37 protein-coding genes are annotated in these 23391 nt (G+C 31.9%); 35 read left to right on the forward strand and 2 right to left on the reverse strand.

The genetic code is table 11. From position 1 onward, the window contains the following. Positions 1–15: 15 nt before the first annotated feature. The 35 genes from rpsJ to BLU40_RS08490 all read left to right on the forward strand — a co-directional run bounded on the left by rpsJ (position 16) and on the right by BLU40_RS08490 (position 20592). Positions 16–321 (forward strand): 30S ribosomal protein S10, encoded by a 306-nt coding sequence (gene rpsJ / locus BLU40_RS08320; protein WP_070237956.1) that lies wholly within the window; start codon positions 16–18, stop codon positions 319–321. Between the two features lie 139 nt (positions 322–460). Beyond that, a complete protein-coding gene (gene rplC, locus BLU40_RS08325; protein WP_090122263.1) occupies positions 461–1078 on the forward strand; it encodes a 50S ribosomal protein L3 in 618 nt (205 codons plus the stop codon). Beyond that, positions 1078–1707 carry a 50S ribosomal protein L4 gene (gene rplD, locus BLU40_RS08330; RefSeq protein WP_090122266.1) on the forward strand — a complete coding sequence of 210 codons (630 nt, stop codon included), beginning with the start codon at positions 1078–1080 and terminating at the stop codon, positions 1705–1707. The genes rplC and rplD overlap by 1 nt, the downstream gene beginning before the upstream one ends. 9 nt (positions 1708–1716) lie before the next feature. Beyond that, positions 1717–2007, forward strand: a complete 291-nt coding sequence (gene rplW / locus BLU40_RS08335; RefSeq protein ID WP_090122269.1) for a 50S ribosomal protein L23 — start codon at positions 1717–1719, stop codon at positions 2005–2007. A gap of 14 nt (positions 2008–2021) precedes the next feature. Beyond that, complete coding sequence (rplB, locus tag BLU40_RS08340) at positions 2022–2846, forward strand: 50S ribosomal protein L2 (RefSeq protein WP_090122272.1); 825 nt, start codon at positions 2022–2024, stop codon at positions 2844–2846. Between the two features lie 7 nt (positions 2847–2853). After that, positions 2854–3132, forward strand: a complete 279-nt coding sequence (gene rpsS / locus BLU40_RS08345; RefSeq protein ID WP_090122274.1) for a 30S ribosomal protein S19 — start codon at positions 2854–2856, stop codon at positions 3130–3132. Positions 3133–3141: 9 nt separating this feature from the next. After that, positions 3142–3546 carry a 50S ribosomal protein L22 gene (gene rplV, locus BLU40_RS08350; RefSeq protein ID WP_090122276.1) on the forward strand — a complete coding sequence of 135 codons (405 nt, stop codon included), beginning with the start codon at positions 3142–3144 and terminating at the stop codon, positions 3544–3546. 12 nt (positions 3547–3558) lie between these two features. Continuing rightward, positions 3559–4275, forward strand: coding sequence for a 30S ribosomal protein S3 (rpsC, locus tag BLU40_RS08355; protein ID WP_090122278.1), 717 nt, complete (start codon positions 3559–3561; stop codon positions 4273–4275). A 25-nt stretch (positions 4276–4300) separates the two neighbouring features. Continuing rightward, positions 4301–4729: a 50S ribosomal protein L16 gene (gene rplP / locus BLU40_RS08360; RefSeq protein ID WP_090122280.1), complete on the forward strand. Its 429-nt coding sequence runs from the start codon at positions 4301–4303 to the stop codon at positions 4727–4729. A 12-nt stretch (positions 4730–4741) separates the two neighbouring features. Beyond that, positions 4742–4933: a 50S ribosomal protein L29 gene (gene rpmC, locus BLU40_RS08365; RefSeq protein ID WP_090122282.1), complete on the forward strand. Its 192-nt coding sequence runs from the start codon at positions 4742–4744 to the stop codon at positions 4931–4933. 18 nt (positions 4934–4951) lie between these two features. Continuing rightward, positions 4952–5209: a 30S ribosomal protein S17 gene (gene rpsQ, locus BLU40_RS08370; protein ID WP_090122284.1), complete on the forward strand. Its 258-nt coding sequence runs from the start codon at positions 4952–4954 to the stop codon at positions 5207–5209. Between the two features lie 2 nt (positions 5210–5211). Beyond that, the gene (gene rplN, locus BLU40_RS08375; RefSeq protein WP_090122285.1) at positions 5212–5583 is read left to right on the forward strand and encodes a 50S ribosomal protein L14; all 372 of its coding nucleotides are present in this window, start codon (positions 5212–5214) and stop codon (positions 5581–5583) included. A gap of 15 nt (positions 5584–5598) precedes the next feature. After that, the gene (rplX, locus tag BLU40_RS08380; protein WP_090122287.1) at positions 5599–5904 is read left to right on the forward strand and encodes a 50S ribosomal protein L24; all 306 of its coding nucleotides are present in this window, start codon (positions 5599–5601) and stop codon (positions 5902–5904) included. 2 nt (positions 5905–5906) lie between these two features. Then, positions 5907–6458: a 50S ribosomal protein L5 gene (gene rplE / locus BLU40_RS08385; RefSeq protein WP_090122288.1), complete on the forward strand. Its 552-nt coding sequence runs from the start codon at positions 5907–5909 to the stop codon at positions 6456–6458. A 1-nt stretch (position 6459) separates the two neighbouring features. Continuing rightward, complete coding sequence (gene rpsN / locus BLU40_RS08390; RefSeq protein ID WP_090122290.1) at positions 6460–6729, forward strand: 30S ribosomal protein S14; 270 nt, start codon at positions 6460–6462, stop codon at positions 6727–6729. 73 nt (positions 6730–6802) lie between these two features. Next, complete coding sequence (gene rpsH, locus BLU40_RS08395; RefSeq protein WP_090122294.1) at positions 6803–7201, forward strand: 30S ribosomal protein S8; 399 nt, start codon at positions 6803–6805, stop codon at positions 7199–7201. Between the two features lie 20 nt (positions 7202–7221). Beyond that, complete coding sequence (gene rplF, locus BLU40_RS08400) at positions 7222–7767, forward strand: 50S ribosomal protein L6 (protein WP_090122297.1); 546 nt, start codon at positions 7222–7224, stop codon at positions 7765–7767. A 14-nt stretch (positions 7768–7781) separates the two neighbouring features. Beyond that, positions 7782–8135, forward strand: a complete 354-nt coding sequence (gene rplR, locus BLU40_RS08405) for a 50S ribosomal protein L18 (RefSeq protein ID WP_090122300.1) — start codon at positions 7782–7784, stop codon at positions 8133–8135. A gap of 6 nt (positions 8136–8141) precedes the next feature. Beyond that, positions 8142–8666 (forward strand): 30S ribosomal protein S5, encoded by a 525-nt coding sequence (rpsE, locus tag BLU40_RS08410; protein WP_090122303.1) that lies wholly within the window; start codon positions 8142–8144, stop codon positions 8664–8666. A gap of 11 nt (positions 8667–8677) precedes the next feature. Beyond that, positions 8678–8860: a 50S ribosomal protein L30 gene (rpmD, locus tag BLU40_RS08415; protein WP_090122305.1), complete on the forward strand. Its 183-nt coding sequence runs from the start codon at positions 8678–8680 to the stop codon at positions 8858–8860. Positions 8861–8873: 13 nt separating this feature from the next. Continuing rightward, a complete protein-coding gene (gene rplO, locus BLU40_RS08420; protein ID WP_090122308.1) occupies positions 8874–9326 on the forward strand; it encodes a 50S ribosomal protein L15 in 453 nt (150 codons plus the stop codon). 10 nt (positions 9327–9336) lie between these two features. Beyond that, positions 9337–10671 (forward strand): preprotein translocase subunit SecY, encoded by a 1335-nt coding sequence (secY, locus tag BLU40_RS08425; protein ID WP_090122311.1) that lies wholly within the window; start codon positions 9337–9339, stop codon positions 10669–10671. Beyond that, positions 10671–10886, forward strand: coding sequence for a translation initiation factor IF-1 (gene infA / locus BLU40_RS08430; protein ID WP_068206835.1), 216 nt, complete (start codon positions 10671–10673; stop codon positions 10884–10886). The genes secY and infA overlap by 1 nt, the downstream gene beginning before the upstream one ends. 11 nt (positions 10887–10897) lie before the next feature. Next, complete coding sequence (gene ykgO / locus BLU40_RS08435; protein ID WP_073370549.1) at positions 10898–11014, forward strand: type B 50S ribosomal protein L36; 117 nt, start codon at positions 10898–10900, stop codon at positions 11012–11014. A 2-nt stretch (positions 11015–11016) separates the two neighbouring features. After that, positions 11017–11391, forward strand: coding sequence for a 30S ribosomal protein S13 (gene rpsM / locus BLU40_RS08440; protein WP_090122314.1), 375 nt, complete (start codon positions 11017–11019; stop codon positions 11389–11391). Positions 11392–11402: 11 nt separating this feature from the next. Then, complete coding sequence (rpsK, locus tag BLU40_RS08445; protein ID WP_090122318.1) at positions 11403–11786, forward strand: 30S ribosomal protein S11; 384 nt, start codon at positions 11403–11405, stop codon at positions 11784–11786. Between the two features lie 83 nt (positions 11787–11869). After that, positions 11870–12475, forward strand: a complete 606-nt coding sequence (rpsD, locus tag BLU40_RS08450) for a 30S ribosomal protein S4 (protein ID WP_090122320.1) — start codon at positions 11870–11872, stop codon at positions 12473–12475. Between the two features lie 96 nt (positions 12476–12571). Beyond that, positions 12572–13564: a DNA-directed RNA polymerase subunit alpha gene (locus tag BLU40_RS08455; protein WP_090122324.1), complete on the forward strand. Its 993-nt coding sequence runs from the start codon at positions 12572–12574 to the stop codon at positions 13562–13564. A 62-nt stretch (positions 13565–13626) separates the two neighbouring features. Beyond that, a complete protein-coding gene (gene rplQ / locus BLU40_RS08460; protein ID WP_090122327.1) occupies positions 13627–14103 on the forward strand; it encodes a 50S ribosomal protein L17 in 477 nt (158 codons plus the stop codon). Positions 14104–14195: 92 nt separating this feature from the next. Then, positions 14196–15302: a glutamine-hydrolyzing carbamoyl-phosphate synthase small subunit gene (gene carA / locus BLU40_RS08465; protein WP_090122331.1), complete on the forward strand. Its 1107-nt coding sequence runs from the start codon at positions 14196–14198 to the stop codon at positions 15300–15302. A 151-nt stretch (positions 15303–15453) separates the two neighbouring features. Next, positions 15454–16743 (forward strand): phosphopyruvate hydratase, encoded by a 1290-nt coding sequence (eno, locus tag BLU40_RS08470; RefSeq protein ID WP_090122335.1) that lies wholly within the window; start codon positions 15454–15456, stop codon positions 16741–16743. A 176-nt stretch (positions 16744–16919) separates the two neighbouring features. After that, positions 16920–18206, forward strand: coding sequence for a citrate synthase (locus BLU40_RS08475; protein ID WP_090122339.1), 1287 nt, complete (start codon positions 16920–16922; stop codon positions 18204–18206). 82 nt (positions 18207–18288) lie between these two features. Next, a complete protein-coding gene (locus tag BLU40_RS08480; protein WP_090122342.1) occupies positions 18289–19203 on the forward strand; it encodes a dimethylarginine dimethylaminohydrolase family protein in 915 nt (304 codons plus the stop codon). 1 nt (position 19204) lies between these two features. After that, positions 19205–20140, forward strand: a complete 936-nt coding sequence (gene ctlX, locus BLU40_RS08485; protein ID WP_090122344.1) for a citrulline utilization hydrolase CtlX — start codon at positions 19205–19207, stop codon at positions 20138–20140. A gap of 29 nt (positions 20141–20169) precedes the next feature. After that, complete coding sequence (locus tag BLU40_RS08490; protein WP_090122345.1) at positions 20170–20592, forward strand: RrF2 family transcriptional regulator; 423 nt, start codon at positions 20170–20172, stop codon at positions 20590–20592. 58 nt (positions 20593–20650) lie between these two features. Here the strand turns inward: BLU40_RS08490 and BLU40_RS08495 are convergent, their stop codons facing one another. Beyond that, the gene (locus tag BLU40_RS08495; RefSeq protein WP_090122347.1) at positions 20651–22456 is read right to left on the reverse strand and encodes a hypothetical protein; all 1806 of its coding nucleotides are present in this window, start codon (positions 22454–22456) and stop codon (positions 20651–20653) included. Positions 22457–22628: 172 nt separating this feature from the next. Then, positions 22629–23363, reverse strand: coding sequence for a head GIN domain-containing protein (locus BLU40_RS08500; RefSeq protein ID WP_090122349.1), 735 nt, complete (start codon positions 23361–23363; stop codon positions 22629–22631). Positions 23364–23391 lie beyond the last annotated feature (28 nt).

Raw genomic sequence — 23391 nt, forward strand, 5'->3', positions numbered from 1 at the left:
TCTAAATTAGAAACTATGAGTCAAAAAATTAGAATAAAATTAAAATCATACGATTACAATTTAGTAGATAAATCTGCTGAGAAAATCGTAAAAACAGTAAAAAATACTGGAGCTGTTGTAAATGGGCCAATTCCATTACCAACACATAAAAAGATTTTTACAGTATTACGTTCACCACACGTAAACAAAAAATCTCGTGAACAATTCCAATTAAGTTCTTATAAAAGATTATTAGATATTTATAGTTCTTCATCTAAGACTATTGATGCGCTAATGAAATTAGAACTTCCAAGTGGAGTAGAAGTAGAAATTAAAGTATAATTACTACTGCCAATTAATTTTGGTAACATGTCCTGAGCGGTTGTCGAAGGAAAAACGAAAAAAATACATCAGGGTTGAAGTATTTCGACCCTGTTTTTTTAAAATAGAAAATAAATTAATAATTAATAAATAATTAAAAATGTCTGGGTTAATAGGTAGAAAAATCGGAATGACCAGCTTATTTGATGAAAACGGGAAAAATATTCCTTGTACAGTAATCGAAGCAGGTCCTTGTGTAGTTACCCAAGTCAGAACCGAAGAGGTTGACGGGTATAATGCCCTTCAAATAGGTTTCGATGACAAGAAGGCAAAAAGCTCTAATAAAGCTTTAGACGGTCACTTTAGTAAAGCTGGTACCGTTGCCAAAAAGAAAGTCGTTGAGTTCCAAGATTTTGAAGATGAGCATAAATTAGGAGATGAATTAACAGTTGAATTATTTACTGAAGGAGAGTTTGTTGATGTTTCAGCAACTTCTAAAGGTAAAGGTTTTCAAGGGGTTGTAAAACGTCACGGTTTTGCTGGTGTAGGTCAAGCTACTCACGGTCAACATAACCGTTTAAGAGCGCCAGGTTCAATTGGAGCAGCATCTTACCCTGCGCGTGTATTCAAAGGAATGCGTATGGCAGGAAGAATGGGAGGAAAAAAAGTTACAGTTCAAAATTTAAGAGTTTTAAAAGTAGTTTCTGAAAAGAATTTACTTGTTGTTAAAGGAGCAGTTCCTGGGCACAAAAACGCTTACGTAATCATTCAGAAATAATGAAAGTATCAGTTTTAGACATAACAGGAAAAGATACAGGAAGAAAAGTTGAACTTTCTGATGCTGTATTTGGAATTGAGCCAAATAACCATGCTGTTTACTTAGATGTAAAACAGTTTTTGGCTAATAAAAGACAAGGAACTAGCAAAGCTAAAGAACGTGCTGAAATTTCTGGTAGTACTAGAAAGATTAAGAAGCAAAAAGGTACTGGTACCGCTCGTGCAGGTAGTATAAAATCTCCTGTATTTAGAGGTGGTGGTCGTATTTTTGGTCCTAGACCTCAAGATCATTCTTTTAAATTAAACAAAAATTTAAAAAAATTAGCACGTAAATCTGCATTTAGTATTCAAGCAAAAGACCAAAATATTGTGGTTGTTGAAGACTTTAATTTTGAAAAACCAAACACAAAACAATTTAAGCAAGTACTTGCTGCATTGGGAGTTGAGAACAAAAAATCTCTATTTGTGTTGGCTGAACAAAATAAAAATGTATATTTGTCATCGCGCAATTTGAAACGTTCAAAAACCGTAACTAATTCAGGTTTAAGTACTTATGAATTATTACATGCGAAGAAGGTAATCCTTTCAGAAGGATCATTAGAAGGAATTGAATCTAATTTAAGCAAATAGGTAGTAGATATGAGTATTTTAATTAAACCTATTATAACGGAAAAAGCTACAAATGACAGTGAATTATTTAATCGCTATGCATTTGTTGTAGATAAGAAAGCTAACAAAGTTGAAATTAAAAATGCTGTAGAACAAGCTTACGGTGTTACAATTGAAAATGTTAGAACAATGAATTATCCAGTTCAGCGTAATACAAAATACACTAAAAGTGGAATTGTACAAGCGATGAAAGGAGCTTATAAAAAAGCAATTGTTCAGTTAGCTGAAGGAGAAAATATTGATTTTTATAGCAATATCTAAGATAAGATAAAAAAATGTCAGTTAGAAAATTAAAACCAATAACACCAGGTCAGCGTTTTAGAGTAGTAAATGGGTTCGACGCCATAACTACTGATAAGCCGGAGAAAAGTTTATTAGCTCCGAAAAAAAGATCTGGAGGTCGAAACAACAAAGGTAAAATGACTATGCGCTACATTGGTGGTGGTCATAAAAAACACTATCGTATTATTGATTTCAAAAGAAATAAGCATGGTGTACCTGCAACAGTAAAATCTATTGAGTACGATCCAAATAGAACTGCTTTTATCGCATTATTAAATTATGCTGATGGAGAGAAGAGATATGTGATTGCTCAAAATGGTTTAAAAGCTGGTCAAACTGTAATTTCTGGTGAAGGAGCTACTCCTGATGTTGGAAATACAATGTTGTTAAGTGAAATTCCATTAGGAACTACAATCTCTTGTATTGAATTACATCCAGGTCAAGGAGCTGTTATTGCTCGTAGTGCTGGATCTTTTGCACAGTTAATGGCAAGAGAAGGTAAATATGCAACAATTAAATTGCCTTCAGGTGAAACAAGATTAATCTTGTTAACTTGTAGTGCAACTATTGGTGTTGTATCTAATTCAGATCATCAATTATTAGTTTCAGGTAAGGCCGGAAGAACTCGTTGGTTAGGTAGAAGACCTAGAACGAGACCAGTTGTAATGAACCCTGTTGATCACCCAATGGGTGGTGGAGAAGGTAAATCTTCTGGAGGTCATCCAAGATCAAGAAATGGTATCCCTGCAAAAGGATTCAAAACTAGATCTAAGACTAAGGCGAGTAATAAATATATTATCGAACGCAGAAAAAAATAATTGAGATATGGCACGTTCATTAAAAAAAGGACCTTACGTTTTTCATAAGCTTGAAAAGAAAGTTCAAGTTAGTTTAGAATCAGGAAAGAAATCGGTAATCAAAACTTGGTCAAGATCTTCAATGATCACTCCAGATTTTGTAGGACAAACAATTGCAGTTCACAACGGACGTCAATTTGTTCCTGTATATGTAACTGAAAACATGGTAGGGCATAAGTTAGGAGAATTTTCACCAACACGTTCATTTAGAGGACACGCTGGTGCAAAGAATAAAGGAAAAAAATAGTAGGTAATCATGGGAGTTCGTAAAAAATTAAGAGCACAGCAGATAAAAGAGGAGAAGAAGCAATTAGCTTTCGCTAAGCTTACTGGTTGTCCTACATCACCAAGAAAAATGCGCTTGGTTGCTGATTTAGTTAGAGGAGTTGAAGTTGAAAAAGCACTTCAAATTTTAAAATTTAACTCAAAAGAAGCATCAATCAATTTAGAAAAATTATTGTTAAGTGCAATTGCAAACTGGCAAGCTAAAAACGAAGAAGCAAGTATCGAAGATGCAGGTTTATTTGTTAAAGAAATTTTTGTAGATAGCGCAAGTATGTTAAAAAGATTAAGACCTGCACCACAAGGGCGCGCACATAGAATTAGAAAACGTTCTAATCACGTGACTTTAGTGTTAGGTAGTAAAAATCAAAGCAATTAATCATAAGTAGAAATGGGACAAAAAACAAATCCAATTGGAAATAGAATCGGAATTATCAGAGGATGGGAGTCTAACTGGTATGGAGGAAAAAACTACGGAGATAAAATTGCCGAAGATGACAAAATAAGAAGGTATGTACATGCCCGATTAGCAAAAGCAAGTGTATCTAGTGTTATTATTGAGCGTACGCTTAAACTTGTAACCGTTACTATCACTACTGCAAGACCTGGTATTATTATTGGGAAAGGTGGACAAGAGGTAGACAAGTTAAAAGAAGAGCTTAAGAAAATTACTGGGAAAGAAGTACAAATTAATATTTTCGAAATCAAGCGTCCAGAATTAGATGCTCGTTTGGTTGCTGCAAGTATTGCTCGTCAAATTGAGAATAGAATTTCTTATAGAAGAGCTATAAAAATGGCAATTGCAGCTACTATGCGTATGAATGCAGAAGGTATTAAAGTTCAAATTTCTGGTCGTTTAAATGGTGCTGAAATGGCACGATCTGAACATTATAAAGATGGAAGAATCCCTCTTTCTACTTTTAGAGCAGATATTGACTATGCACTTGTAGAATCTCATACAACTTATGGCCGTATTGGTGTAAAAGTATGGATTATGAAAGGCGAAGTTTATGGAAAAAGAGAATTATCACCGCTTGTTGGTTTGTCAAAAAAACAACAAGGTAAAGGAGGAAATTCAAAACGTCCACAAAATCGTAGAAGAAAATAATTTTTTTTAAAATTAAGAAAGAACTATGTTACAGCCAAAGAGAGTAAAATATAGAAAAGTTCAGAAAGGGAAAGGGAACATGAGTGGAAATGCTGGTAGAGGACATCAGTTGTCTAACGGTATGTTTGGAATAAAAGCCCTTGAACAGGACTTACTAACGTCTCGACAAATAGAAGCAGCTCGTATTGCGGCAACGCGTTATATGAAAAGAGAAGGACAATTATGGATTAAAATATTTCCAGACAAACCGATTACTAAAAAACCATTAGAAGTACGTATGGGTAAAGGTAAAGGTGCACCGGAATATTTTGTTGCTGTAGTTAAGCCTGGTAGAATTATGTTTGAAATAGGTGGAGTACCTATGGAAATTGCAAAAGAAGCTTTACGTTTAGCTGCACAAAAGTTGCCAGTTAAAACTAAGTTTATTGTTGCAAGAGATTTTGATAACGCTTAATAAGTTAATAAAATGAAACAATCAGAAATTAAAGAATTATCGACTGTTGAGTTACAAGAACAACTTGTTAGCTTAAAAAAGAGTTATACTGATCTAAAAATGGCTCACGCAATTACACCATTGGAAACTCCAATGCAATTGAGAGCCCTTAGAAGAACTGTTGCACGTGTGGCTACAGAATTAACTAAAAGAGAAGTACAATAATTGTATTCATAAGAAAAGATGGAAAAAAGAAATCTTAGAAAAGAAAGAATAGGAGTAGTTTCAAGTAACAAAATGGAAAAGTCTATTGTTGTTGCTGAAGTGAAAAAAGTGAAACACCCTATGTACGGAAAATTCGTATTGAGCACTAAGAAATATGTTGCTCATGACGAAACAAATGATTGCAATATTGGTGATACTGTAAGAATAATGGAAACACGTCCAATGAGTAAGAACAAACGTTGGAGGTTAGTAGAAATCCTAGAAAGAGCTAAATAATTATGTTACAGACAGAATCAAGATTAAGAGTAGCAGATAACACAGGAGCTAAAGAAGTTCTTGTTATCCGCGTTTTAGGAGGAACTAAGAAGCGTTATGCTTCAATTGGAGATAAAATTGTAGTATCAATAAAAGATGCAACTCCAAATGGAACAGCAAAAAAAGGTCAAGTTTCTAAAGCAGTAGTTGTTAGAACGAAGAAAGAAATTAGAAGAAAAGATGGATCTTATATCCGTTTTGATGACAATGCTTGTGTATTGTTAGATGGAACTTCTGGTGAAATGAGAGGAACTCGTGTTTTCGGACCAGTTGCTAGAGAGCTTCGTGAAAAACAATTTATGAAAATTGTATCATTAGCACCTGAAGTGCTTTAATAAATTATTTAAGAGATGAAATTAAAGATAAAATCAGGAGATACTGTTAGAGTTATGGCAGGAGACCATAAAGGTGAAGAAGGAAAAGTAGTTACTATTTTTCCAAATAAAAATAGAGCAATTGTTGAAGGTGTTAATATGATATCTAAACATACTAAACCTAGCGCACAAAATCCTCAAGGGGGTATTGTAAAAAAGGAAGCTTCTATGGATATTTCTAACTTAATGTTACTAGAAGATGGTGAAGTAACTAAAGTTGGTTTTAGAGTAGAAGGTGATAAAAAAGTTAGGTTCTCTAAAAAATCTGATAAAGCAATATAGTGATGGCTTATATACCAAGACTTAAGGAAGAATATAAGAGCAAAATTATAGCTGCTCTTACAGAAGAATTTAGCTACAAAAATGTAATGCAAGTACCTAAATTACAAAAAATTGTAATTAGTAAAGGTGTTGGTGGTGCAGTAGCAGATAAGAAATTAATTGATTATGCTCTAGAAGAAATTACTAAAATTTCTGGACAGCAAGCAATTTCAACAATTTCTAAAAAAGATGTTGCAACCTTTAAATTACGTAAAGGTATGCCAATTGGTGTTAAAGTAACTTTACGTGGAGATAAAATGTATGAGTTTTTAGATAGACTTGTTACTGCTTCTTTACCACGTGTAAGAGATTTTAACGGAATTAAAGCTAATGGTTTTGATGGAAGAGGAAACTACAATTTAGGTATAACTGAACAAATCATTTTCCCAGAAATAGATATTGATAAAGTTAACAAAATTGGTGGTATGGATATTACATTTGTAACATCTGCTCCAACTGACAAAGAAGCAAAATCATTATTAACAGAACTAGGTTTACCATTCAAAAAGAATTAAGATGGCTAAAGAATCAATGAAAGCCCGTGAGGTTAAGAGACAAAAATTAGTAGATAAGTATGCTGAAAAACGTAAAGCTTTAAAAGAAGCTGGAGATTATGAAGCATTACAAAAACTACCTAAAAATGCTTCTCCTGTTCGTTTACATAATAGATGTAAATTAACTGGAAGACCAAAAGGGTATATGAGACAATTTGGTATTTCTCGTGTTACTTTTCGTGAAATGGCAAACCAAGGTTTAATACCAGGTGTTAAAAAAGCAAGCTGGTAAAATTTTAAATATAAATTGGTTTCAGGTTTAAGCTTATACTAAGATTAAAAACCAAAACCGCAAATTAATATATATGTATACAGATCCAATTGCAGATTATCTTACAAGAATAAGAAATTCTGCAGCAACAGGTCACAGAGTGGTGGAAATTCCAGCATCTAAGATCAAAAAAGCAATGACTGAGATCCTATTCGATCAAGGTTATATCCTTAGCTATAAGTTTGAGGATAACAGCGTTCAAGGAACTATTAAAATAGCTTTAAAGTATGATAAAGCTACAAAAGCTCCTGTTATTAAGAAATTACAACGTGTAAGTACACCAGGTTTACGTAAGTATGTTGGTGCTGACGAAATGCCACGTGTATTGAATGGGTTAGGAATAGCAATAGTTTCTACGTCTAAAGGTGTTATGACAAACAAGCAAGCGCGTCAAGAACATGTAGGTGGAGAGGTTTTATGTTATGTTTATTAATATAAAAGAACGAAACAAAGATGTCAAGAATAGGAAATAACCCAGTAAATTTGCCAGAAGGAATTACAATTGATGTAAAAGACAATGTAGTTACTGTTAAAGGTAAATTAGGAGAGTTAACTCAAGAATTAAAAGATGATATTACTGTAAAGGTAGAAGACGGTTTAATTACTGTTGAAAGACCATCAGATAGTAAGAATCATAAAGCAAAACATGGTTTATACAGATCTTTAATCGCTAATATGATTGATGGTGTGTCTAAAGGATGGACTAAAGAATTAGAACTTGTAGGTGTTGGTTATAGAGCTAGCAACCAAGGTCAAGTTTTAGATTTAGCTTTAGGTTTTTCACATAATATTGTAATAGACCTTGCTCCTGAAATTAAAGTAGAAACTATTTCAGAAAAAGGAAAAAATCCTTTGGTAAAATTAACTTCACATGATAAACAATTAGTTGGTGCAGTTGCGGCAAAGATTCGTTCTTTACGTAAACCAGAACCATACAAAGGTAAAGGAGTTAAGTTTGTAGGAGAAGAATTAAGAAGAAAAGCAGGTAAATCTGCATAATAAAGTATAGTATTATGGCATTATCAAAGCTTGAAAGAAGACAAAGAATTAAGTATAGAATTAGAAAAGTTATTTTTGGTACAGCATCTAAACCTAGATTAAGTGTATTTAGAAGTAATAAAGAAATTTATGCTCAATTAGTAGATGACAACGCAGGTGTTACTTTAGCAGCTGTATCATCAAGAGATAAAGGAATTGAAGCTACAGGTTCTAAATCTGACGTTGCAAAATCAGTAGGTATCGCTATCGCTGAAAAAGCAAAAAGTGTTGGAGTAGAGAATGTTTCGTTTGATAGAAATGGATTTTTGTATCACGGTAGAGTGAAAGCTCTAGCAGACGCTGCAAGAGAAGCAGGTTTAAAATTTTAAGAAATTATGTATCACAAATACAGTAACGTAGAAAGAGTAAAACCTAGTGGGTTAGAACTACAAGATCATTTAGTAGGAGTACAAAGAGTTACCAAAGTAACTAAGGGTGGTAGAGCCTTTGGTTTTTCAGCTATTGTTGTAGTTGGAGACGGTAATGGAGTTGTAGGCCAAGGATTAGGTAAATCTAAAGATGTAGCTTCTGCAATTGCTAAAGCAATTGAAGATGCAAAAAAGAATTTAGTTAGAATTCCAATTATTAACCAAACATTACCTCACGAACAAAAAGGTAAATTTGGTGGAGCAAGAGTATTTTTAAAACCAGCTTCTCATGGTACAGGGGTTATCGCCGGTGGTGCGGTACGTGCGGTACTAGACTCAGTTGGTGTACATGATGTACTTTCAAAGTCTCAAGGATCATCTAACCCTCATAATGTAGTTAAAGCAACTTTTGATGCTTTATTACAATTAAGAAGTGCTAGTATGGTTGCTAAGGAGAGAGGTATTTCTTTAGAAAAAGTATTTAAAGGATAAAAAAGGATACGATGGCAAAAATTAGAGTAACACAAGTTAAAAGTAAAATAAGAAGACCTCAAAATCAGAAAAGAACTTTAGAGGCTCTTGGATTACGTAAAATAGACCAAGTAGTTGAGCATGATGCTACTCCTACTATCCTTGGTATGGTAAATAAAGTTAAACACTTAATTTCTGTTGAAGAAGTTAAATAACATTTTATAAGAGATGACATTAAATAACTTAAGACCAGCAAAAGGTTCAGTTAAGACTCAAGGTAAGCGTATAGGTAGAGGACAAGGTTCAGGAAAAGGAGGTACTGCTACAAGAGGTCATAAAGGTGCTAAATCTCGTTCTGGATATTCTAGAAAAGTAGGTTTTGAAGGTGGTCAAATGCCTTTACAGAGACGTGTTCCAAAATTTGGATTCACTAATATTAACCGTAAAGAATATGCAGGTGTAAACTTGCATAAACTTCAAGAGTTAGTAGATAACAATAAAGTGACTGACACTATAACATTAGACGTTTTAATTGAAAACCGTTTAGCTCGTAGAAATGAACTAGTGAAAATACTAGGTAATGGAGAGTTAAAAGCTAAATTAAATGTAACAGTACATAAATATACTGCTACGGCTAAAGCTGCAATTGAAAACGCTGGAGGAACAGCAGAAACTTTATAATAATTTATAGATGAAAAAGTTTATTCAAACCATAAAAGATATTTGGACAATAGAGGAGCTTAGAAATAAGATTTTATTGACACTTGGTTTTATGGCAATTTATCGTTTTGCGGCACAAGTGCCTCTTCCAGGTATTGATATTACTGCAGCTCAAGCTGCATTAAAAAGTCAAACTGGTGAAGGTGGTATTTTGGGCTTATTAGATATGTTTACAGGTGGTGCTTTTGCTAAAGCATCAGTTGTAGCATTAGGTATTATGCCTTATATATCTGCATCAATTGTTGTTCAATTAATGACAATTGCTGTACCTTATTTGCAAAAACTGCAAAAAGAAGGGGAAAGCGGTAGAAAAAGAATCACACAAATAACGCGTTGGTTAACAATTGCAATTACTATGGTTCAAGGACCTGCTTATATTACTAACATTTATCAAATAATTCCTACTTCTGCATTTTACATTAGTGGAACAATGTTTTGGATAACATCTATGGTAATTTTAACAGCAGGTACAATATTTGCTATGTGGTTAGGTGAAAAAATAACTGATAAAGGAATTGGTAATGGTATTTCATTATTAATTATGATTGGTATTATTGCACGTTTCCCGTCATCATTTTTACAAGAACTTGCTGCAAAGCTTGAATCTTCGAATGGTGGACTGTTTATGATTTTAGTAGAAATTATTTTATGGTTATTAGTAATATTGGTATGTGTTTATTTAGTAACGGCTGTAAGAAAAATTGCTGTACAATACGCTAGAAAAACTGTTGCAGGTAACATTAAAAATGTTACAGGTGTAAGAGATTACCTTCCTTTGAAATTAAATTCATCAGGTGTAATGCCAATTATATTTGCTCAAGCAATTATGTTTGCACCTGCTTTATTAGCTAGATCTAATAATGACACTATTAAAACAATAGGAATTGAGTTTCAAGATATGTTTGGTTTATGGTATAATGTATTATTTGCATTTTTAATCATAGTTTTTAGCTATTTTTACACGGCAATTACAATACCTACCAATAAAATGGCAGATGATTTAAAAAGAAGCGGTGGATTTGTTCCTGGAATTAGACCAGGAAAAGATACAGCGGATATGTTAGATAGAGTTTTATCTCTTATAACTTTCCCAGGGTCGTTATTTTTAGCACTAGTAGCAATTTTACCAGCATTTGTAGTTAAACTTGGTTTAACTCAATCTTGGGCATTATTTTACGGTGGTACATCATTGTTGATTATGGTTGGAGTTGCAATCGATACTATACAACAGATAAATTCACACTTGTTAAATCGTCATTACGATGGTTTAATGAAAAAAGGAACTAAAAGAAAATCAATAGCGTAATGGCAAAACAACCAGCAATACAACAAGATGGAACTATTACAGAAGCTTTGTCTAATGCAATGTTTCGAGTAGAGTTGGAGAACGGACATATTGTAACGGCTCATATCTCAGGAAAAATGCGTATGCATTATATTAAATTATTACCTGGTGATAAAGTAAAGTTAGAAATGAGTCCGTACGATTTAACAAAAGCAAGAATTACTTACAGATATTAAAGTATAAACGGATGAAAGTTAGAGCATCAGTAAAAAAGAGAAGTGCCGAGTGCAAAATTGTGCGTAGAAAAGGCAGATTATATGTAATCAATAAAAAGAATCCTAGATTTAAACAAAGACAAGGATAATTATGGCAAGAATAGCAGGTATTGATATTCCTAAAAATAAACGAGGTGTTATTGCCTTAACATATATTTTTGGAATTGGAAAAAGCAGAGCTAAAGAAGTTTTAGCTGCAGCGAAAGTTGAGGAAAGCACTAAAGTTCAAGACTGGACTGACCAAGAGATTCACGATATTCGTGAACAAGTAGGTGAGTTTACTATTGAAGGTGAATTACGTTCAGAAATTCAATTAAACGTTAAACGTTTAATGGATATTGGATGTTACCGTGGAATTCGTCACAGATCAGGATTGCCTTTAAGAGGTCAGAGAACTAAAAATAACTCTAGAACTAGAAAAGGTAAACGTAAAACTGTAGCTAACAAGAAAAAAGCAACTAAATAATAACTAAGATTATGGCGAAAGCAAGTTCAAAAAAACGTAAAGTTATTGTTGAGGCAGTTGGTGAAGCACACATCACAGCTTCATTCAACAATATTATTATATCACTAACAAATAAAAAAGGTGATGTTATTTCTTGGTCTTCAGCTGGGAAAATGGGATTTAGAGGTTCTAAAAAGAATACTCCTTATGCTGCTCAATTAGCTGCAGAAGATTGTGCAAGAGTTGCACATGAAGCAGGTATGAGAAAAGTAAAGGTTTATGTAAAAGGACCTGGAAACGGTAGAGAATCAGCAATTAGATCAATTCATAATATTGGAATTGAAGTTACTGAAATTATCGATGTTACTCCATTACCACATAATGGATGTAGACCTCCAAAAAGAAGAAGAGTATAATTAAATAAATTTTAAACAGATAGGAATTTGATTATCGAAGGATTAAGCCTTAATTCATAATCCCTATCATTAATTAAAACAAAATGGCAAGATATACAGGACCACAAACTAAAATTGCTCGTAAATTTGGTGAAGCAATTTTTGGAGATGATAAGTCTTTCGAAAAAAGAAATTATCCTCCAGGACAACATGGTAACAACAGACGTAGAGGAAAAAAATCTGAATACGCTGTTCAATTACAAGAAAAGCAAAAAGCTAAATATACTTATGGTATTTTAGAAAAGCAGTTCTCAAACTTATTTAAAAAAGCATCTGCTTCAACTGGAGTAACTGGTGAGATTTTATTACAACTTTGTGAATCTAGATTAGACAATGTAGTTTTTAGAATGGGTATTGCACCTAGTCGTAGAGCTGCGCGTCAGTTAGTTTCTCACCGTCATATTACTGTAAATGGAGAGTTAGTTAACATACCATCTTACTCTTTAAAAGCTGGTGATGTTGTTGCTGTAAGAGAAAAATCTAAATCTTTATCTACTATTGAAGATTCTTTAGCAAATAGAAGTGAAGTTTATGAATGGATTTCTTGGAATTCAGATAAATTAGAAGGAAACTTTGTAAGTGTTCCAGAAAGACTTCAAATTCCAGAAAATATTAAGGAGCAATTAATTGTAGAATTATACTCTAAATAATAAATAATCATATTGTTATTTGGCCAAAGGATTTTTAAGACATCTTCAAACTTAAATTTCGCGCAACCAAATAACAATTAAAACGAAGAAAACAAAATGGCAATTTTAAATTTTCAAAAACCCGATAAGGTAATAATGATTGACTCTACTGATTTTGAGGGTAGATTCGAATTTAGACCTTTAGAACCAGGATTTGGTTTAACTATTGGTAATGCTTTAAGAAGAGTATTATTATCTTCTCTTGAAGGGTTCGCAATAACATCACTTCGTATCGAAGGTATAGAACATGAGTTCTCTACTGTTGAAGGTGTTGTAGAAGATGTTACTGAAATTATTTTAAATTTAAAACAAGTACGTTTTAAAAAACAAATAGAGGATTCAGACAGAGAAACAGTAAATATTTCTATTTCAAATCAAGAGCAACTAACTGCTGGTGATTTACAAAAGTTTATTTCTGGTTTTCAAGTTTTAAACCACGACCTTGTAATTTGTAATATGGAAAAATCTGTTTCATTAGATTTCGAAATTACAATTGAAAAAGGAAGAGGGTTTGTTCCTGCTGAAGAAAATAAAAAATCTGGAGTAGCTTTAGGTACAATTTTTACAGATTCAATTTTTACACCTATTAAGAATGTAAAATACGCTGTTGAAAATTTCCGTGTAGAACAAAAAACAGATTATGAAAAACTTGTGTTTGACATAGTTAGTGATGGTTCTATTTCGCCTAAAGATGCGTTAACAGAAGCTGCTAAAATATTAATTCACCACTTTATGTTATTCTCTGACGAGCGTATTACGCTAGAAGCAGACGAAATAGCACAAACTGAAACTTATGATGAAGAATCTTTACATATGCGTCAGTTACTTAAAACTAAGTTAGTGGATATGGATTTATCTGTAAGAGCACTTAATTGTTTAAAAGCAGCAGAAGTTGATACTTTAGGAGACTTAGTATCATTTAATAAAAATGATTTAATGAAGTTTAGAAACTTTGGTAAAAAATCTTTAACTGAATTAGATGAGCTAGTTCACAACAAAGGATTAAGTTTTGGAATGGATTTAAGTAAGTATAAATTAGATAAAGATTAATAAACTTTCATTTTTGCTCCTCAAAATGGGTTGATGCAAGATGAAAGATAAAAACGAAGGTCATGAGACACGGAAAAAAATTCAATCACTTAGGTAGACAAACAGCACATAGAAAAGCTATGTTAGCTAATATGGCTTGTTCTTTAATCGAGCACAAGCGTATTAATACAACTGTTGCAAAAGCAAAAGCTTTACGTCAGTTTGTTGAGCCTTTAATTACTAAATCTAAAAACGATACAACTCATAACCGTAGAGTAGTATTTAGTTATTTAAGAAACAAATATTCTGTTACAGAATTATTTAAAGAAGTTTCTGTAAAAGTAGCAGATAGACCAGGTGGTTATGTTCGTATAATTAAATTAGGTAACCGTCAAGGAGATAATGCTCCTATGGCTATGGTTGAATTAGTTGATTACAACGAGATATACAACCCTAACAGTAAGAAGAAAAAGAAATCTACTCGTAGAGGTAGATCTAAGAAAGCTGAAGCTGTTGCTGAAACTGTAGAAGCAGTTGAAGAAAAAAAAGAAGATAATTAATGATAACTCGTTAATAATATTAAAAGGATAAACTATTTTTAGTTTATCCTTTTTTTTATATTTGAATTTTAGAAAAAAGTCAATTACAACTAATGAAATACAATCAACGTAAAAAAGCTATATTATTATTAGCTGATGGAACGATTTTCGAAGGAAAATCAATAGGAAGAGACGGAACTGCATTTGGAGAAATTTGTTATAATACTGGTATGACAGGATATCAGGAAGTTTTTACAGATCCTTCTTACTTTGGACAATTAATGTTAACAACTAATGCACACATTGGTAATTATGGTGTTAATGATAACGAAGTAGAATCTGATTCAATAAAAATATCAGGTCTAGTATGTAAAAATTTCAGTTTTAATTATTCTAGAGAAGATTCAAGTGGTTCTTTAGAAAATTATTTTGAAAAGGAAAATGTAATGGCAATTTCTGATATTGATACACGTGCTGTTGTACGTTATATTAGAGATAAAGGAGCTATGAATGCTGTAATTTCTACAAATACAGATATTGAAGATTTAAAGAAGCAATTAAGTGAAGTTCCACAAATGGAAGGGTTAGAATTAGCTTCTAAAGTTTCTACCAAAGAACCTTATTTCTTTGGAGAAGAAACAGCTCAATATAAAATATCTGCTTTAGATATTGGTATTAAGAAAAATATTTTAAGAAACTTAGCCAAAAGAGGTTGTTATATAAAGGTGTTCCCTTATAATACAAGTTTTGAAACAATGAATGAGTTTAAACCTGATGGTTTTTTCTTATCTAATGGTCCTGGAGATCCAACACCATTAAAAGAAGCTCAAGAAGTTGCAAAAAAAGTATTGCAAAATAATATACCTATGTTTGGAATTTGTTTAGGGCATCAAGTAATTGCTTTAGCTAATGGTATTTCAACATATAAAATGCATAATGGGCATAGAGGAATTAATCATCCAGTAAAAAACTTAATTTCTGGTAAAGGTGAAGTAACATCGCAAAATCATGGTTTTGTTGTAAAACGTGAAGATGTTGAGAATCATCCAGAATTAGAAATGACACATGTACACTTAAATGATGATACATTAGCAGGTATGCGTATAAAAAACAAGAATTGTTTCTCAGTACAATACCACCCAGAAGCTAGTCCAGGACCACATGATTCATCATATCTTTTTGATCAATTCATAGAGAATATAGCAAAGTCTAAAAAATAATATAAGAACCACTAATTCATTGAGTTAGTGGTTTTTTATTTGAAGAATTAAAGCGAAAACGTTATCGCATTATTTAGCAATTATTTAATACTAATTTGTGCTTTAATTCGTAAATTTGAGGAAGAAAATTAACAATAAAAAACATAGAAATATGAGTATGATTTTAGGTGTTCACGCACGTCAAATATTCGATTCAAGAGGAAATCCAACTGTAGAAGTGGATGTAGTAACAGAAAATGGTGTTATGGGTAGAGCTGCTGTACCATCAGGAGCTTCAACTGGAGAGCACGAAGCTGTAGAGTTACGTGATGGAGGAAGTGATTATATGGGTAAAGGTGTTTTAACTGCTGTTAAAAACGTTAACGAAATTATCGCTGAAGAATTAGTTGGAATGTCTGTTTTTGAACAAAATTTAATCGATCAAACTATGATTGAATTAGATGGTACTAAAAACAAATCTAAATTAGGTGCTAACGCAATTTTAGGTGTTTCTTTAGCTGCTGCAAAAGCTGCTGCTAACGAATTAGAAATGCCGTTATACCGTTACGTTGGTGGTGTAAGTGGAAACACTTTACCAGTTCCAATGATGAACATAATTAATGGTGGATCTCACTCTGATGCTCCTATTGCATTCCAAGAGTTTATGATTATGCCTATTGCTGCTAAAAACTTCACTGAAGCTTTAAAAATGGGTAGTGAAATATTTCATAACTTAAAATCTTTAATTCACGGTCGTGGTTTAAGTACTGCTGTTGGTGATGAAGGTGGATTTGCTCCAACTTTTGATGGAACTGAAGACGCTATTGAAACTGTATTAAAAGCAATTGAAAATGCAGGTTACAAGCCAGGTGATGAAGTTAAATTAGCTTTAGACTGTGCTTCTGCTGAATTCTTTAAAGATGGTGTATACGATTATACTTTATTCGAAGGAGATAAAGGTGTAAAAAGATCTTCAAAAGAACAAGCTGAATATTTAGCTGAATTATCTGCTAAGTACCCAATTATTTCTATTGAAGATGGTATGGACGAAAATGACTGGGAAGGTACTAAATACCTTACTGAGTTAATTGGAGATAAAGTACAATTAGTTGGAGATGATTTATTTGTAACTAATGTTGAGCGTTTAGCAAAAGGTATTGAAGAAGGTATTGCTAACTCAATTTTAATTAAAGTAAACCAAATTGGTTCTTTAACTGAAACTATTGCAGCTGTAAATATGGCTCATAATGCAGGTTATACTTCTGTAATGTCTCACCGTTCTGGTGAAACAGAAGATAATACAATTGCTGATTTAGCTGTTGCATTAAACTGTGGTCAAATTAAGACTGGTTCAGCTTCTCGTTCTGATAGAATGGCGAAATACAACCAATTATTAAGAATTGAGGAAGAATTAGGAAGCGTTGCTTACTACCCTCAAGAAAAAGCTTTTAAAGTTTTATAAAAAATAACTATATATTTTTTTTAAAAGCCGAGTTTTTACTCGGCTTTTTTGCTTTTATAATAATATATAGCTAATTAGCAAATGAAAAGGTAATTTCTTTTTAAATAAGGTTAATTTTGATTAAATTCGCTATAGCTATAAATAATAATTAACAATCAAAAATATACATTTAAACTATGTCAAAAACAGCAATATTAGAAATTGATGGTAAAAAATATGAATTTCCTGTAGTAAAAGGATCTGAAAATGAAGTAGCCATTGATATTAGTACTTTAAGGTCTGTTACAGGTGGTGTTACAACTATCGATGCAGGATTTAAAAATACAAGCTCTTGTAAAAGTGCAATTACTTTCTTAGACGGAGAAAAAGGTATTCTACGTTATAGAGGGTATGCAATAGAAGAACTTGCTGAAAAAGCTGATTTTTTAGAAGTATCTTATTTATTGATTTTTGGAGAGTTACCTACAAAGGCACAAAACGACAAATTTCATAGAGATATTCAAAAACAATCTTTAGTTGATACTGATGTAAAGAAAATTTTAGATGGTTTCCCAAAAACAGCTCATCCAATGGGTGTTGTTTCAGCTTTAACTAGTGCATTAACAGCTTTTAATGCTAAAAGTGTAAATGTTGATTCTGAAGAAGAAATGTACGATGCTGTTGTTAAAATTTTGGCTAAATTACCTGTACTTGCTTCTTGGGCATACAGAAAAGAAGAAGGATTGCCATTAGAATATGGTGATAGTTCATTAGGTTATGTTGAGAACTTCTTAAAAATGATGTTTGATTTACCAAATGAAGAATATAAATCAAATCCTGTGATTGTTGAAGCTTTAGACAAGTTATTAATATTACACGCAGATCACGAACAAAACTGTTCAACTTCTACAGTTAGAGTTGCAGGTTCATCTCACGCTGGTTTATTTGCGTCTATATCTGCAGGTATTTCTGCTTTATGGGGACCATTACATGGTGGTGCTAATCAAGCTGTAATTGAAATGCTTGAAGCTATTAAAGAAGATGGTGGTGGATATGAAAAATATATTGAAAAAGCAAAAGATAAAAATGATCCTTTCCGTTTAATGGGATTTGGGCATAGAGTTTATAAAAACTTTGATCCAAGAGCAAAAATAATTAAAGTTGCTGCAGATGAAGTTTTAGCTGATTTAGGAATTGAAGATCCAGTATTAGATATTGCTAGAGGTTTAGCTGATGTTGCTCTAAACGATGAATACTTTAAATCTAGAAACTTATATCCAAATGTAGATTTCTATTCTGGAATTATTTACCGTGCATTAGGTATTCCAATTCCAATGTTTACAGTTATGTTTGCAATTGGTCGTTTACCAGGTTGGATTGCTCAATGGAGAGAAATGAGATTAAACAAAGAACCTATCGGAAGACCAAGACAAGTTTATGTTGGAGCTACTGAAAGACCTTTTGTTGACGTAGAAAAAAGATAGATAAAATAGTATATAAATAGAATATAAAAACCTCGTATTAATTTACGAGGTTTTTATATTTTAGACCCCTAATTTTAAAAATATGATAAAACTAAATGTTCATAATGAAACCTCACGCTTAAGAGCAGTGGTGTTAGGAACAGCTATTAGTAATGGATCTACACCAACTATTGAAGAGGCTTACGATCCAAAATCTATAGAACATATAAAAGCAGGAACGTATCCTTTAGAGAAAGATATGGTTTTAGAAATGGAAGCTTTAGCTAAAGTTTTTGAAAAGCATAGTGTAAAGGTCTATAGGCCAGAAGTTATTGAAGATTGTAATCAAATTTTTGCTAGGGATATTGCATTTGTAATTGGTGATAAGCTAATAAAATCTAATATTTTACCAGATAGAGAAAAGGAAATTGATGCTATTCAATATATTATTGATGAAATTTCACCAGAAAATATTATTTCAACAACTGACGATGTTCATTTTGAAGGTGGTGATGTAATGTTATGGAACGACTATATTTTTATTGGTACTTATAAAGGTAAAGATTACTCAGATATTATTACGGCAAGAACTAATATGAAAGGAGTTGAATTTATTAGAAATTTATTTCCAAATAAAATAGTTAAAGAGTTCGATTTATCAAAATCAAATACCGTAGCTCGTGATAATGCCTTGCATTTAGACTGTTGTTTTCAACCAGTAGGAAAAGATAAAGCTATAATTCATAAAGAAGGTTTTACAAGTGAGCAAGACTATAATTACCTAGTAAATTTGTTTGGGAAAGAAAACTTGTTTCATATAAGCAAAGATGAAATGTATTATATGTTTTCTAATGTGTTTTCAATTTCTGAAGAAGTAGTTGTTTCAGAAAAAAACTTTACTCGTCTTAATAATTGGCTAAGAGAATGTGGTTTAACTGTTGAAGAAGTACCATATGCCGAAATAGCTAAACAAGAGGGATTATTACGTTGTTCAACTTTACCTTTAATAAGAGATTAATATGAAACAAATAACAAATAATATTTTAATGGTTCGTCCTGTTTCATTTAGAATGAATGAACAAACAGCTGTAAATAATTATTACCAAAAAGAGTTAGAAAACCTTAATCCAGAAACTATTCAGTTTAAGGCATTGCAAGAGTTTGATGCTTTTGTAGAAAAACTTAGAAGTGTTGGAGTTAATGTAGTTGTTGTAAATGACACTAAGGAAAATGATACGCCAGATTCTATTTTTCCAAATAACTGGATGAGTTTTCACGCAGATGGTACTGTAGGTATTTACCCAATGTTTGCTGAGAATAGAAGGCTTGAAAGAAGGGAAGATGTTTTTGAAACGCTAGAAGAAAACGGTTTTCAGATAGATAATTTTGTAGATTATACTTCTGCGGAAGAAGAAGAACTATTTTTAGAAGGAACAGGAAGTTTGTTATTAGATAGAGTTAATAAAAAAGCTTACTGTGCATTGTCTCCAAGAGCAGATGAAGATTTATTTATTGAATTTTGTGAAGATTTTGAATATTCGCCAGTTTCATTTATTTCGAACCAAACAGTTGGAGACAAGCGTTTACCTATATATCATACAAATGTTATGATGGCTTTAGCTGAAAATTTTGCTGTTATTTGCTTGGATAGTATAGATGATAAGAAAGAAAGAAAAAACATTGTTAAACATTTAAAAGAAGATGGTAAAGAGGTTATAGCTATTTCTGAAAAGCAGGTTAATTGTTTTGCAGGTAATATGTTACAACTTTTGGGAGCAAATAATGAACCATATATGGTAATGTCTCAAGCTGCTTTTGATAGTTTAAATAAAGATCAATTAAACAAGATAAATAAGCATTGTAAAATTGTTTCAAGTCCGTTAGATACTATTGAAACTTGTGGTGGTGGTAGTGCAAGGTGTATGATTGCAGAAGTTTTTCTTCAAAAGAATTAAAAATCATATAGAATTTAGTACTTTTATATATGCTATCAAAGAAAACAAAATACGGCCTTAAGGCATTAAGCTATTTGGCAAAACAAGAACCTAATAAACCTGTATTAATATCAGAAATTTCTGAATCTGAGAATATTTCAAAAAAGTTTTTAGAGAGTATTTTATTAATACTTAAAAAAAATGATTTTCTTGGTTCTAAGAAGGGTAAAGGTGGTGGATATTTTTTATTGAAATGTCCAACCGAGATTAAAATTTCTTCAGTTATTAGAGTTTTAGAAGGTCCTATAGCAATGTTACCTTGTGTTAGTTTAAATTACTATGAAAAATGTGATGATTGTAAAACTGAAGCAAAATGTAGCTTAAATAGATTAATGGCTGAAGTTAGAGATAGCACATTAAAAATATTGGAAAATAAAACGCTTGCCAACTTTCATTGTGGAGAGGATGAATAGCAAATAGATATTATTAAAATAAAAAAAAAACACTGCCCGAGAGCAGTGTTTTTTAGTTTTATACCTTTTCAAAAACAGGAACTTTAATTTCGAAAAGATCACTTTTCAATTTTTCAAGTTCTGTTAGTAACACTTTATTGTTAATTTCGAAATAGTCTTTAGTAGATGAAAACATGTTTTCATAGTACGCTATACCATTATTTAAATTAGTTTTAAAAGTCTTTAAGTATTTTTCATTTTTAAATGTTAAAGTATCTTTAAACTCATTAACTTTATTAGAAAAATAATCTACATACATAGATAATTCTTTAATAAACATATGTGGTCTATGCGTTACTTCAATAACATTATTTTTACCGTAAATGTGACCTACCATTTCTTTTAAAGAAACTTCTTTTGTATAATAAGCCATATTTGGACCAGGACATATTGCTACTCCTTGATCTTCTCCCTTACGTTCTACACCATATTCAATTAATGATGAATTAGCAAGACCTTCACATAAACAAGTTTTATCTGTTATTTTAGTGAATTTCTCGTTGTAAGTTTCTTCGTCTAAATTTTCTGCTTTTAATTCTTCAATTCTTTTCGATTGCATTTTTTTAGAAGCAGTACAAATAGGCATCCCTTTTTCATCTAAGCTTAATGCTAAGAATTTTTTTGGACAAGGACTTCCAGGTTTACCATTAGCAATTTTGGCGTTTCTAATTTGATCGTTAGAGCTACCTTTTAAGCTATTAAAAGGAACTCCAAGAGGAGAAACATTGCTTAAGAATAAATCTTTTTCTTTAGCTTTAATAAGTGTTTGAAGCGTATTAGGCTCAACAGTTGTTGCTTCAGGAACCAATAAAAATGGTGTTCCCCAACCAACAGAATCTACATTGTAGTTGTCTAATAAAAACTCATGTTCTTTAGAGTTTCCAACACCACCTTGTACTGTTACACTTAAATTTAAGTCGTTTGGAACCGTTTTTCCTTTGCTTTCTAGTGCGTTTTTAAGAATTCCAAAAACATCAGTTTTTAATGCTTCCTTATTCTCTTTAAACTCCTCTAGAATTGGGCCAATTAAGTACCCATCTGAAGCAAAAGCGTGGCCACCACAGTTTAGGCCAGATTCAATTCGATATTCAGAAACCCATAAACCTTTTTTAGCTAAAAACTTACCTTGGATAATAGCTGATCTATAGTCACTTACTTTTAAAATTATTTTCTTTTTAAGGTATCCTTCTATATTTGGAAAAAAGTCTTCAAAAGCTTCAAAATAACTATATAATCTTGGGTTCATACCGGCCGATAATATAATTGAAGATTCTAAATTACTATTTGCAAAACCTCTTAATGCTGCATGAGCATCATTAAATTCTGTTCCTAGTTTTTCTTTACCTTTAAAATTAGCTTTGTCAAGTTTTGTCATAATATTCACGTCAATACTTCCAGGAGTTAAGTGATTGTGAATCCAATTATGGACTTCATCTTTCAACTTGTTATCATGTAAAGTTTTTGTGAAATTTTGTTTAAGCTCAGAAAAATCAGGAAGCATTTCCATATATTTCTCTAACTCACCACTTTTAGTTTCAAAACTTTGTTTAAGATTTTCGAACTTGTCTTTTACTATAGTATCTACTGTGTTTAAATACGAAGTAATACGCTTAGCTCTATAATCTTCAACTTTGTTTGAAATTCCTTTAAAAGGAAGTTCAAATTTGTTTGAATAATATTCATTCATTTTTTCAATGATGACATCGTCAACAATTGAAATAACAGATGAAATACCATACTTTGCCACCTTTATTGGACTATCTAAGGTAAAAGAAAGTCCCATAACCGGTATATGAAAAGTATGCGGATTATTTGTTTTGGGCATAATATATATATTAGTTATTATTTTAGTCTATATCCAATTGAGACAAAAATAGTTAAGTAAAACAAATAAACTACTTTTCTTACCAATATTTAACGTATTTGTTTGGTTTAGTAATAAAAAAGCCAGCTCAAATTATTGAACTGGCTTAAACAATTTAATATATAAATTGAAGTTAGCTTCCTGATACACTTCCTCCTGAAGAGGTTTCTTTATTAACTTCTGAAGGGTTTCCTTCAAAATCAATATCACCACCACTACTTGCTTTAGCGGTTAATTTTCCAGTTACGTTAACATCTATATTTGCACCACTACTTACTTTTGCATAAGCATCCGTAGATTTTAATTCGTCTGCATCTATAGAGCTTCCGCTACTTGCCTTTGCAGAAAATGTTTTTGTTTTTCCAAAGATATCAATATCTGCACCACTAGAACAACTGCTGTCAACATTATTAGCATCTATTGTAGCTCTTATAGAACTTCCACTGCTAGATTTTAACGTAATGCTTTCTGAACGAATTGTATTTTCAGTTTTGGCATATGCTCCGCTAGAAGTTGAAATAGCCGCAATGTTACTTGTTGTTAAGTATACGTTTCTAGCTTTAGCTTTGTACACATTTTTGTCGAAGTATATTTTTAATTCGTTATTGTTTACTTCGGTAACTAATAAGTCCATAATATTCTCATCAGCTTCTACTTTAACAGTTGTAGTTTCTCCTTGAGTTAAATATAAGTGAATACCTTGTTGTACTTTAATGTTTTCAAAATTAGAAGAAATACTTCTATCTTCTGAAATTACATTTCTGTTTCCTTTAATTCCTGTAAATCCTTCAACCATACAAGATGTGGTTGTAAAAAGAGTTAGAATTAATAATGTAATAAATACTGTAATTTTAGTTAATGTGTTCATAGTAAGGTTGTTTTGTTGGTTCAAAAGT

The sequence above is a fragment of the Lutibacter oricola genome (assembly GCF_900106565.1).
GTDB lineage: Bacteria > Bacteroidota > Bacteroidia > Flavobacteriales > Flavobacteriaceae > Lutibacter > Lutibacter oricola.